This window comes from Prosthecobacter sp., from assembly GCF_044226605.1.
Taxonomy (GTDB): Bacteria; Verrucomicrobiota; Verrucomicrobiia; order Verrucomicrobiales; family Verrucomicrobiaceae; genus Prosthecobacter.
In genome coordinates this window covers 322990-334831 of record NZ_JBGAGS010000006.1, presented here as the reverse complement: position 1 = coordinate 334831, position 11842 = coordinate 322990, and the positions used below count along the sequence as shown (strand labels likewise).

The 11842-nt window shown below is 60.2% G+C and carries 9 protein-coding genes; all 9 read left to right on the top strand.

Annotation, left to right across the window (positions count from 1 at the left end):
* Positions 1 to 50 precede the first annotated feature (50 nt).
* Positions 51 to 1241 (top strand): glycine C-acetyltransferase, encoded by a 1191-nt coding sequence (gene kbl / locus ACILSO_RS10350; RefSeq protein WP_395737320.1) that lies wholly within the window; start codon positions 51 to 53, stop codon positions 1239 to 1241.
* 146 nt (positions 1242 to 1387) lie between these two features.
* Positions 1388 to 4702 carry a S41 family peptidase gene (locus ACILSO_RS10345; RefSeq protein ID WP_395737319.1) on the top strand — a complete coding sequence of 1105 codons (3315 nt, stop codon included), beginning with the start codon at positions 1388 to 1390 and terminating at the stop codon, positions 4700 to 4702.
* The gene (locus tag ACILSO_RS10340; RefSeq protein WP_395737318.1) at positions 4699 to 5352 is read left to right on the top strand and encodes a basic secretory protein-like protein; all 654 of its coding nucleotides are present in this window, start codon (positions 4699 to 4701) and stop codon (positions 5350 to 5352) included. The genes ACILSO_RS10345 and ACILSO_RS10340 overlap by 4 nt, the downstream gene beginning before the upstream one ends.
* Before the next feature lie 9 nt (positions 5353 to 5361).
* The gene (locus ACILSO_RS10335) at positions 5362 to 5946 is read left to right on the top strand and encodes a MarC family protein (protein ID WP_395737317.1); all 585 of its coding nucleotides are present in this window, start codon (positions 5362 to 5364) and stop codon (positions 5944 to 5946) included.
* 15 nt (positions 5947 to 5961) lie between these two features.
* On the top strand, positions 5962 to 6984 hold the full coding sequence (locus tag ACILSO_RS10330; RefSeq protein WP_395737316.1) for an alkaline phosphatase family protein: 1023 nt from the start codon (positions 5962 to 5964) through the stop codon (positions 6982 to 6984).
* Entirely contained in the window at positions 6984 to 7607 is a 624-nt protein-coding gene (locus tag ACILSO_RS10325) for a trimeric intracellular cation channel family protein (RefSeq protein ID WP_395737315.1), read from the top strand. The genes ACILSO_RS10330 and ACILSO_RS10325 overlap by 1 nt, the downstream gene beginning before the upstream one ends.
* A gap of 30 nt (positions 7608 to 7637) precedes the next feature.
* Positions 7638 to 8687 (top strand): 6-bladed beta-propeller, encoded by a 1050-nt coding sequence (locus ACILSO_RS10320; protein WP_395737314.1) that lies wholly within the window; start codon positions 7638 to 7640, stop codon positions 8685 to 8687.
* A gap of 36 nt (positions 8688 to 8723) precedes the next feature.
* Positions 8724 to 10106, top strand: coding sequence for a DUF1501 domain-containing protein (locus tag ACILSO_RS10315; RefSeq protein WP_395737313.1), 1383 nt, complete (start codon positions 8724 to 8726; stop codon positions 10104 to 10106).
* An 11-nt stretch (positions 10107 to 10117) separates the two neighbouring features.
* Complete coding sequence (locus ACILSO_RS10310) at positions 10118 to 11797, top strand: GDSL-type esterase/lipase family protein (protein WP_395737312.1); 1680 nt, start codon at positions 10118 to 10120, stop codon at positions 11795 to 11797.
* Positions 11798 to 11842 lie beyond the last annotated feature (45 nt).

Genomic DNA, 11842 nt, shown 5'->3' with positions numbered 1-11842 from the left:
AAATTCGCGGTTGCCAAAATACAGGACATGCGTCCAGTATATCGGCAGGCATGAATTCAACCTTTTCGACTCATCTCACGGCGCAGCTGGATGCGATCCGCAAGGCAGGAACGTACAAGCGCGAGCGTGTGCTCTCGACGCCGCAGGGCACGCTGGTGCGTGCGAACGGTGGCAAGGCGGTGCTGAACCTGTGCGCGAACAATTACCTCGGTCTGGCGCAGCACCCAAAGGTGCGGCAGGCGGCCCATGAGGCGCTGGAGCACTGGGGTTACGGGCTGGCCAGCGTGCGCTTCATCTGCGGCACGCAGGGGGTGCACAAGGAGCTGGAGGCCAGCTTGACTGACTTTCTGGGCACGGAGGACACGATTCTCTATGGCTCCTGCTTTGATGCGAATGGCGGGCTGTTTGAGACGATTCTGGGAGCGGAGGACGCGATCATCAGCGATGAGCTGAACCATGCCTCGATCATCGACGGCGTGCGGCTGTGCAAGGCGCAGCGGTATCGTTACAAAAACTGTGACATGGCTGATCTGGAGGCGCAGTTGATTGCCGCAGATCAAAAGGGCGCAAGGTTTAAACTGATTGCCACGGACGGGGTGTTTTCGATGGACGGCTTCATAGCGCCGCTGAAGGCGATCTGTGATCTGGCGGACAAATATGGAGCACTGGTGATGGTGGACGATTCGCATGCCGTGGGCTTCATGGGGAGGACCGGCCGGGGAACGCATGAGCACTGCAATGTGATGGGGCGCATCGACATCCTGACCGGCACGCTGGGAAAAGCGCTTGGCGGGGCGAGCGGCGGCTACACCAGCGGGAGAAGGGAAATCATTGAACTGCTGCGGCAGCGTTCGCGGCCGTATTTGTTTTCGAACACACTGTGCCCGAGCATCGCAGGGGCATCGATTGCAGCGCTGAATCTGCTGAAGCATTCCACGCAGCTGCGTGACACGCTGGAGGCAAACACGCGCTACTTCCGGGAGAGGATGACCGCGGCCGGATTTGACATTGTGCCCGGAGAGCACCCGATCGTTCCGGTGATGCTCGGGGACGCTGCGCTGGCCGCGAAGTTTGCCGACGCTATGCTGGAGCGTGGAGTATACGTCATTGGCTTCAGCTATCCCGTCGTGCCACAAGGCAAGGCACGCATTCGCACGCAGATCAGCGCAGCGCACATGCGGGCGGATCTGGAGGCTGCGGTGAACGCCTTCGTGGAAGTGAAAAAACAGCTCGGAATTTGACCTCCCACGCACCGCATGATCCCTGCCTCAATTCAAGATTGCCTGTGCGTGGGGATGGCGCGGCCAGGGGACGAAAAGCAAGGAAATCACCCGCCGCGCCCTCGCGTTGAACGTTGCGTAATTCCAAGACCGTTTAGATCCATCCTATGACGCCCCGCATCCTCGTCCTGCTCCTTGTCTGGTCCAGCATTGCCAATGCCGATCCCGTGCGGCTCGTGCATGAGCCGGCGCTTTCGCCCGATGGCAAAACGATCGCATTTGGATGGCAGGGAGACATTTGGACGGCACCGACAAGCGGGGGGCGCGCGATGCGGCTGACGACACACCCGGCGCTGGACTCAGGCGCGGCGTTTTCGCCGGATGGCACGCAGATAGCCTTCAACAGTGAACGCGAAGGCAGCAAACTACTGTATGCAATGCCAGCCAGTGGCGGCGTGCCAAAGCAGCTTACATTTCACACGGACGGGTGTGATCTGCGCGAGTGGACGCCGGACGGCCGGGGCCTGCTGGTGGGACTGGGACGTGATTTTTCGTGGATGCGCGAGTCACGCGCCGCACGCATGGCGATCATCAATGCGGGTGAGCGAAAGGCGGAGAGCGTGCTGTTTGACGACTATGGCTTTGATGGCGTGATCTCGCCGGACGGCCAGCAGGTGCTGTTCATGCGAGAAGGTTCCGAGGCATGGTGGAGGCAGGGATACAAGGGTTCGCGCGGTGGACAGATCTGGCTGTTTAATCGCAAGGACGGCAGCTTCAAGAGGGTCCTCAGTGATGAGGGTGAGAACCGGTGGCCGCTGTGGAAACCGGACGGCAAAGGTTTCTATTTTGTGAAGAACGGCAACCTCTGGCAGCATGACCTGGCCACTGGCAAAGGCAGCGCAATCACCCACTACAAAGACGATCTGGTGGTGTTTCCGTGCATCTCACGTGACGGGCAGACGCTGGTTTTCCGCATGCGGTTTGATCTGTATCGCTGGCATCCGGGCGACAAGGAGGCGGTCAAGATTGAGATCGAGTCTGCGCATGACTCCGCAACGGACGTCACACGAGTGGTGCTTGAGAAAGCCACGGACATCAGTTTCACGCGGGACGGCCTGCAGATGGCCTTCATCTCTGGCGGTGATGTGTGGGTGATGGACACGGAACTGAAGGAGCCGCGCCGGGTGACCCATTCGGGCGAGGAAGAACGCGAGGTGACCTTTGCGCCCGATGGTAAGAGACTGGTGTTTATCAGCGATGCCGGCGGACAGACAGACGTGTGGCAGGCCTCTCCTGCCAACGAAAAGAGGATGTGGTGGGAAAACAGCGGCTTCACTTTGAAGAAACTCACCAACGATCCGGTGGCCGAGTCGCGGCCGAAGTTTACGCGTGATGGCAAAAAGCTCGCCTGGGTGAGCGATCACGGAGATCTCTGGCTGGCCGATGGGGACGCGCAGAATGCGAGGCGGCTCATCGAGTCCTGGAACGCGCCGAGCTACGAGTTTTCACCGGACGGCGCATGGCTTGCGTATTCGCAGCTGGACGAGTGGTTCAACGCAGACATCTGGCTCATGCCGACGGATGGCTCCAAGCCGCCCTTCAATCTCTCGCGGCATCCGGACAACGACACGCGGCCCAGCTGGTCCCCTGACGGCAAAATGATCGCGTGGCTTGGCAAGCGTGAGCTGGACGAGACGGACATCTTTTATGTCAATCTGGCGGCTGCGGATGACGAGAAGACGAAACGCGAGCGTATTTTGACGAAGGCGCGGGACAAATTCAAAAGGACGGTGCGGCCGGATTTCAGGAGAGAGGAGCCCAAAAAGAGCGACACACCTGCAGAGCCGGCAAAGAAGCCGGAGGCCGACAAACCGGACGCTCCCAAGCCTGAGGGGACGAAAGCTGATGATGGCAAACCGGAGGAGAAGAAAACCGAGGAAAAGAAGCCGGAAATCAAAAAGCCGGAGCCGCTGAAGATCGACTTCGAGGACATCCACGAGCGGATCCACCGCATCAAGATTGCGAACACGGTGGAGCATTCGCTCCTGTGGTCGCCGGATTCAAAGAAGCTGGTGTTTCAGTCTCAGCTGGAGGAGCGGAAATCGACACGGAGCGTTGAGTTTCCGGATGACCTGATGCCCAAGCCCTTCAGCGCGGCCGCGCTGACGAACGCGGAATGGTTGAGAATGGATGATCAGATTGTGGGCCTGCTCGATGGCAAACCGGCGATCGTTTCCGGCAAGGGCGGAGATCCGAAGCTGATCCCATTCCATGCGCAGCAGAGCTACTCGCGTGCGGAAAAGCAGCGCGCGGTATTTGACCAATGCTGGCAGGTTATGCGCGACGATTTTTATGATGAACGGCACGGCAATCGCGACTGGGATGCCGTGCGCGCGAAGTATCGCGACATGGCGGGGGCGGCTCCCGACATGAACGGCGCTGGTGAGTGCGTTTGGCTCATGCTCGGTGAATTGAACGGATCGCACCTGGGCTTCACCTGGAACTCCGGCAGCCTGCCAACGAGTGCGTGGCGGGAGGAGACCGCGCATCTGGGCCTGCGCTTTGACCCGGCCTACGCAGGTCCCGGATGGAAAGTGCGTGACGTGATTGCGAAATCACCGGCCAGCCGCAAGGAGAGCCGAATCGAGGCCGGCGAAATCATCATGAAGGTGGATGGCAAGGATGTGATGCCGGACACGGATGTGAGCAGCGTGCTGAACGGAGTGATGGAGCGGGACATCACGCTCACGGTTAAGTACGGTGAGAAAACACGAGAGGTAATGCTGCGCCCGATCAGCTACATCGCCGCGCGAAAGCTGCTTTATGATGAGTGGATTCATGAAAACCGCCATGCGGTGGACAAGATGTCCGGGAACACGCTTGGCTACCTGCACATCAGCGCCATGGATGATTCCAGCTTCCAGAAGTTTCAGGAGGAGCTGTACCATGCGGGCGCTGGCAAGGACGGGCTGATCATCGATGTGCGTGAAAATGGCGGTGGCTCCACGACGGATCATCTGCTCACCGCACTGCAGCAGCCGCGCCACGCTATCGCCATGCCACGGGGCAGCCATACGCCAGGGTATCCGCAGGACCGCATGATTTACGCCACATGGCAGAAGCCAATCGTGGTGCTGTGCAATCAGAACAGCTACAGCAATGCGGAAGTCTTTAGCCATGCGATTAAAACCCTGAAGCGCGGCCAGCTTGTCGGCGTGCAGACGGCAGGAGGTGTGATCAGCACCGGGGCGGCTTCGATCATGGATGTTGGCACACTGCGTCTGCCATTCCGGGGCTGGTATGTGCTCGAAAGCGGGCAGGACATGGAACTCAATGGAGCGAAGCCAGATCATGTCGTCTGGCCGCAGCCCGGTGACAAAACCGACCGCCAGCTCGACAAAGCGGTCGAGGTGCTGCAGCAGGATGTGGGCGCGTGGAAAAAACTGCCGCTGCCGAAACTGATCAAAGCTTCTGAACGATGAAAAAGTTTGCCCTTCTCTTCCTGCTGCTCGTTCCCACCGCGTATGCGGAGCCACGCACCGTGGTGAAGATTAGCACCCAAAAGGCCACTGCTCTGGTGGATACGAACGACGTACCTGATTTAAAAGACTGGGGAAACAAGGCGGGGACGCTGTGCGTCGAATGGTTTCCCAAGATCGCTGCCTTGCTGCCGAGCGAGGGGTTTGTGGCGCCGAAGGAGGTGACGCTTTATTTTGACCCGAAGATGAAGGGGGTCGCGCATGCTGTGGGTGGAAAGATCACCATCGCCGCGGTATTTGTGCGGTCGCACAATGATGACTGGGGCATGGTGATCCATGAACTGACGCATGTGGTGCAGGCATATCCAAACGGCGGCCCGGGCTGGCTGGTGGAAGGAATTGCAGACTACATCCGGATCGTGCATTTCGAGCCGAAGGCTCCACGGCCAAAGCTGACGAGGCTGGCGAGCTACAAGGACGCCTACAAAACCACCGCCATGTTTCTGGAGTGGATTGAGAAGCAGCACACACCCGGACTGGTGGTGAAGCTGAATGCCGCTCTGCGAAAAGGTGCGTATCGCGACGAATTGTGGTCTGAGATCACTGGCAAGACCGTGGATGAACTCTGGGCTGAGTTTGTGAAAACATTTTGAAAGGGAAGCATGGACACGCTGTCTGCCACGCTGCTGCTGCTGACGATCATGGACCCGCTGGGGAACGTGGCGACGTTTGTGTCGGGCCTGCGCCCGGTGCCGCCGGAGCGGCGGCTGCGCGTCATCGCGCGGGAACTGGTCATTGCACTGGGGATTCTCGTCATGTTTTTGTTTGCCGGTCCGTGGTTGCTCGGGCTGCTGCACCTCAAGCAGGAGGCTTTGTTCATCAGCGGTGGCATCGTGCTGTTTCTGATCGCGCTGAAAATGATTTTTCCACCATCGCGTCGTGAGGCGGACGAGTCCGTGCTGGAGCCGTTCATCGTTCCACTGGCCACCCCGATGATCGCAGGGCCCTCGGTTTTGGCCACGCTGCTGGTGCTCGTGAGCACGCAGCCGGAACAAATCTGGCGCTGGTTCACCGCGCTGCTGATTGCCTGGGGCATCACCGCAGCGGTGCTGCTCTGTGCACCGGCGATTGCCCGGGTGCTAAAAGAAAAGGGCTCGATGGCTGTCGAACGGTTGATGGGCATGCTGCTCGTGATGGTGGCCGTGCAAATGCTGCTCAACGGCATTGAGTTTTACCTGAAGCGCTGAAGTCTTTAATATCTCATGAAAGCTGCCGCTGTTATTCTTGTCCTCTTATCCGCCATTACCTCGCGGCTGTCTGCACACGGACCCGGCAAGGAGAGTGACTTTGCGGGCAGAAGAGTGCTGTTCATCGGGGTGGACGGCTGCCGTGCGGACGCGCTTCAGGCGGCCATGGAACGAGGGCTTGCTCCCCAGCTGAAAGGGATGTGTGAAAGCGAAATGGGGCTGTTCACGCGCAAATTCTACGCTGGAGGTGAACTGGGCGCGACCACTCACCAGCCCACCGTCAGTGGGCCGGGATGGAGCAGCCTGCTTACTGGAGTGTGGGCAGACCAGCATGGCGTGACGAACAACCGCTTCATTGGCGGCCGCTTTCAAACGTACGCTCATTTCATGCGGCGCATCAAGGAGGTGAAGCCGCGCGCTTTCTGCGCCTCCTTTGCCGACTGGCCGCCGATCCATGACTTCATCGCGGACGGATCGCGTCTTGGGGATGCCGATTTTCTGGATGTGAAATTCACCCGAACTCCAGATGCGGCGCGCCATTTTGTGGACAATCCCGAGAAGGATATTGAGGTGAGAGATGCTGCTCTGGACACACTGAGCAGTGGCAATCCGGATGTGATGTTTGTCTATTTTGGTCAGGTGGATGAGGTCGGCCACGGGGCGATTGATTCACGTGCAAGCTTCTCGCCGGACAGTTCGCTGTACCTGAACGCCATCAGCCACGTGGATTCACACATCGGAGAACTGCTGCGCGCGATGCGCGCACGACCCCAATTCAAAGACGAAAACTGGCTGGTGCTGATCACCACGGATCACGGTGGACGCGGCAACAGTCACGGAGGCGACAGTGAAGAAGAGCGCAACATCTGGCTGGCCGCTCATGGTGCCGACCTGCCACGTGAGAAACTGCAGCAGCAGCCCACGCCGCAGACGGCCCTGGTGCCGATGATCTACCAGCATCTCGGAATACAGAGCCGGCCGGAGTGGACCCCGGCGCCGCCTGTGGCGAAAAAGCCCGAACCAACCCCATCCAAGTAATGCCGCCCTGGATCGAATACTTTGCTGTCGCTGTATGCGCCATCTCGGGTGTGCTCGCGGCTGAAGGGAAGCGGATGGATCTTTTCGGCGTGGTCGTGCTGGCGCTGGTGACAGCGGTCGGCGGCGGAACTATTCGCGACCTGTGCCTCGGAGCGCAGCCTGTGTTCTGGATCAAACAGCCGCTGCATGTCTGGACGGCGCTCATCGCGGCGGTGGTGACGTTTGTGCTCGTGCGATTCATGCACTTGCCAAACAAAGCCCTGGCCCTTGCCGATGCGTTTGGCCTGGCCTTGTTTGGCATCGCCGGCACGGAGAAGGCGCTGTCTTTCGGTACGCCGGGCGTGGTGGCGGTACTGCTGGGCGTGGTCACGGGCGTGGCGGGGGGCATCATGCGCGATGTGCTGCGCAGCGAGGTGCCGTGGGTGTTTCAGGCGGAGGTGGACTTGTATGCCACGGCGGTGTCCGTGGGAGCGCTGGTGTTTGTGCTGCTGCGCCAGTGGTTTCCAGCCTCGGAAAGCGACCGCTACATCGGCATGGCGGTCATCCTGGTGCTGCGCCTGGCTGCGATGCGGTGGAAGCTGCGCCTGCCGACGTTTTGGACGCGCGCGAAGGATTCCAGATAGTTGCGGTGCGGATGCGGTGTTTCAGATGGCATGAACCGCCGCCATTTCCTCACCACCACAGCCGCCACTGCTTTAGCCGCCCCGTTTGTGCGGGCGGAGAGCAAAACCTCACTGAATGGCGCCATCATCGGCCATGGGGCGCACCGTTACCGCGTGGATCTGGAATGGTGCAAAGCCAGACGAGAGACTCACCCGGTGAAGAACTGCCATGAGATGGTCATGGATTCACAGAAGCGGCTGATCATGATCACCGACGAGGCGAAAAACAACATCCTCATCTTCGACAAAGAAGGAAAGGTGCTGGATGCGTGGACGCTGAAGCTGCGCGGGGGGCACGGTCTGAGCCTGGATGTGCGCGATGGGAAGGAAACCCTGCTGCTGTGCGATCCAGCCGGCGGCCGGGTGGTGAAAACCACGCTCACAGGCGAGGTGCTGCTGGAGCTTCCGCATGCCAGGGAGTGCGGCGCGTATGATGCCGTGACCAAGTACGCCCCGACCGAGGCTGTGGCGGGTCCGAATGGCGACATCTATGTGGCGGACGGCTACGGCTCCCAGTTCATCCTTCAGTTCGATGCCACGGGGAAATTCATCCGCAAATTTGGCGGCAACAGCACGCAGGCCATGAACGCGGGCAAGTTCATGCAGGCGCACGGCGTGACCATCGACTCACGTGGCGGCACGCCCATGGTGCTGTGCACGGAGCGCATCCGCAATGAGTTCCACTGGTATCAGCTTGATGGCACGTATTCGCACTCCGTTTATCTACCCGGCGCCTGCATGAGCCGGCCGGTCATCGCGGGGGATCTGCTGCTCTCCGGCGTGTGCTTTGGCATGAAGCCGAACGACTATCGCATGTGGCGTGAGCGCGGGTTCATCATCATCCTGGACAAAAACAACCGCGTGATTTCCGCTCCGGGAGGCCATGAGCCTCAATACGAGGGAGATCAGGTGAAACTTTTGCTCCAGGACCAGCCGGTCTTCCGCAATGTGCATGACGTTTGCGTGGACGATGCTGGCGATTTATACGGCTGCCAGTGGAACGCGGACCAAGTCTATCCCTACAAGCTGCACCGGGTGTGATAGAGCACCGGGGGCCGGGCGTAGTTGATGGGGTCCATGCAGCCTCTTCTTACAACCACCGCCTTCAAGCGCCGAGAATGGCTGCGTGTGGGTGGATTGGGCTGTCTGGGACTGTCCATGCCATCCGTGCTGAATGCCAGGACTCCCAGCAAGGACGCCTCTTTTGGCCGGGCGAAGAGCTGCATCATTTTATTTCTCAGCGGCGGGCCGCCGCAGCACGAGACCTTTGATCCGAAGCCGGATGCTCCGCTGGAGATTCGCGGAGATTTTAAATCCATCCGAACTTCGGTGCCGGGGATTCATTTCTCTGAGACGCTGCCGCGCACGGCGAAGCTGATGCACCACCTTGCGGTGATCCGGTCCATGACCACGGGCATCAATTCGCATTCGACGAGCGGCAGCTTCATGCTCACGGGGTATGCGCCGCAGTCGAAAGCCGAAAATGTGCCCGCGAGTGCGAATGACTGGCCGAGCATTGCGTCTGCCGTCGGTGCACTCAGGCCCAGCGAGCGTTCGCCTCTTTCTTCGGTCGTGCTGCCGGAGCGGCTCGAAAACAACGGCAACATCGTCTGGCCGGGACAGAATGGCGGATTCATGGGGGCGCCATGGCATCCGCAGCTCATCAAGTGCAATCCCAGTGCCGAGCATCTGCGCATCGAAGGCATGAGTTTGGCCGAAGGCATGACGGATGTGCGTTTTTCCGAGCGTGGCAGCCTGCTGCGGCAGATGGACGTGCAGTTCCGGCGCACTCTGGCGAATCCCCTCATGGAGGAGACCGTCGCGATGCAGCAACGCGCCTTTGATTTGATTCACTCGGAGGCCAGCCGTGCCGCGTTGGAAATCGAGCGTGAGCCCGTGGCGATGCGGGATCGCTACGGCAGGCATCGATTTGGCCAGAGCGTGCTGCTGGCGCGCCGGCTGGTGCAGGCCGGCGTGCGGCTGGTGCAGGTGAACTGGCCGCGCGAGCCTGGCGATGAAAATGCAGGAAGCCCGCTGTGGGACACGCACCAGCGCAATGGCCCGAGAGTGCGCGAGGTATTGTGCCCGCAGTTTGACGTGGCTTACTCAGCGCTCATTGAAGATCTGCATTCGAGCGGACTGCTGGATGAAACGCTCGTGGTCGTCATGGGCGAGTTCGGACGCTCGCCTGTCATCAATAAAAACGGCGGCCGCGATCACTGGGGCAACGTCTTCTCCGTCTCCCTGGCGGGGGCAGGCATCGCGGGAGGCCAGATTATCGGAGCCAGCGACAAAATGGGAAGTTCTCCGACAGACCGGCCCGTGCGGCCGCCGGACCTTGCCGCGACGATTTTTCACCTGCTGGGCATTCATCCCAATCACGAATTTATGGACGCGCTGCAGCGCCCGCGCACTGTCACAGAAGGCGGCGTGCCTTTGCGCGAACTGGTCGGCGTCTAACATTCCTTCTCATGCGTCATATCATCCTCTCCCTCCTTCTCACCATCACCGCACTGGCGGCGGAACTCCCCAAAGAACAGCGCATCGTCTTTCTCGGCGACAGCATCACCCAGGGCGGTGCCTACCTTGAGTTCATCGAGGCGGCCCTGATCGCCCAGCATCCGGAAGTGACGAAAGAGATGATACCACTCGGCCTCAGCAGTGAGACTGTGAGCGGTTTGAGTGAAGAGGGGCATGCGGGTGGCAAATTCCCACGCCCGGATCTGCACGAGCGTCTGGACCGTGCGCTGGAAAAAGCCAAACCGGAGCTCGTCTTTGCCTGCTATGGCATGAATGACGGCATCTATCTGCCGCTGGGAGCGGTGCGCACCAAGGCGTTCCAGGACGGAATGAAGAAGCTTCATGACAAGGTCATCGCCGCGGGCGCACGCATGGTGCATCTCACGCCGCCGGTGTTTGATCCTGTGCCGATCAAGGCACGCGTGGTGGCTGGCGATCAGGTGAAGCCGGGCCAGTTTTACCAGGGCTACAATGAGGTGCTCGATTTCTACTCCGACTGGCTGCTCGACATGCGGAAGAAGGGCTGGGAGGTGCTGGACATTCACGGGCCGATGAATGCAGCCCTCGCGGAGAAGCGGAAAACGGATCCTGAGTTCACATTCTCCAAAGATGGCGTTCACCCCGGTCCAGAAGGCCACTTGATCATGGCGCGCGCGGTGCTGGATGCCTGGGGGCTCAAGGTCAAAGCCGACGGAACTCCGGACCACCCCAATGGCGCCGCCATTCTCGCGCTCGTCAAAAAGAAACACGCCATCCTGCGTCCCGCCTGGCTCAGCTACGTGGGGCACAAGCGCCCCGGCAATCCTCCCGGTCTGCCGATTGAAGAAGCGAAAGCAAAGGCCGCCGAGTTTGACGCGCAGGCACGCAGGCTCGCCAGTTCCAAGGAAATCGTATTTCCGAATCAGACCGGTGAATGGAACGGCTACGCCAAGCACGAGCTCACCATCGCCGGCAAACCGGTGACAGTTGTGGCCCCGAAGACCGCCGCTCCGGGCCGCCCGTGGGTCTGGCATGGAGAATTCTTCGGGCACAAGCCTGCGCCGGATATCGCCCTGCTCGGCAAAGGCTTCCACATCGTCTACATGAGGATCAACGACATGCTCGGCTGCCCTGATGCGGTGAAGCTGTGGAACCAGTGCTACGCGGAGCTCACCAGCAACTACGCTCTGAGCACCAAGCCCTCCCTCGTGGGTCTCAGCCGCGGCGGCTTGTACTGCTACAACTGGGCGGTTGCCAATCCGGACAAGGTCTCCTGCATTTATGCGGATGCGCCGGTGTGCGACTTCAAAAGCTGGCCCGGCGGCAAGGGCAAAGGCAAGGGCGACCCCAAAAACTGGGCTCTCGTGCCCAAGCTCTGGGGTTTCAAGGACGAAGCGGAAGCGCTGGCCTACAAGGGCAATCCTGTGGACAATCTGGAACCCCTGGCGAAGAACAAGGTGCCGCTCCTCCATGTCTTTGGAGACGCCGACGACGTGGTGCCCTGGGATGAAAACACCGGCTTGATCGAAACACGCTACAAGGCTCTCGGCGGCAGCATCACCTTGATCCGAAAGCCGGGAGTGGGCCATCATCCGCATGGCCTGGAGGATTCGACCCCGATTGTCGATTTCATCGCGAAGAACGCAAAGTAAGGCGTCGGCAATATTTCTTCCGGGAGCTGTAACCGCCGCGCATCC

Coding starts and splice junctions, on each gene's coding strand:
- kbl (WP_395737320.1), top strand. CDS start 51: ATGAATTCAACCTTTTCGACTCATCTCACGGCGCAGCTGGATGCGATC.
- ACILSO_RS10345 (WP_395737319.1), top strand. CDS start 1,388: ATGACGCCCCGCATCCTCGTCCTGCTCCTTGTCTGGTCCAGCATTGCC.
- ACILSO_RS10340 (WP_395737318.1), top strand. CDS start 4,699: ATGAAAAAGTTTGCCCTTCTCTTCCTGCTGCTCGTTCCCACCGCGTAT.
- ACILSO_RS10335 (WP_395737317.1), top strand. CDS start 5,362: ATGGACACGCTGTCTGCCACGCTGCTGCTGCTGACGATCATGGACCCG.
- ACILSO_RS10330 (WP_395737316.1), top strand. CDS start 5,962: ATGAAAGCTGCCGCTGTTATTCTTGTCCTCTTATCCGCCATTACCTCG.
- ACILSO_RS10325 (WP_395737315.1), top strand. CDS start 6,984: ATGCCGCCCTGGATCGAATACTTTGCTGTCGCTGTATGCGCCATCTCG.
- ACILSO_RS10320 (WP_395737314.1), top strand. CDS start 7,638: ATGAACCGCCGCCATTTCCTCACCACCACAGCCGCCACTGCTTTAGCC.
- ACILSO_RS10315 (WP_395737313.1), top strand. CDS start 8,724: ATGCAGCCTCTTCTTACAACCACCGCCTTCAAGCGCCGAGAATGGCTG.
- ACILSO_RS10310 (WP_395737312.1), top strand. CDS start 10,118: ATGCGTCATATCATCCTCTCCCTCCTTCTCACCATCACCGCACTGGCG.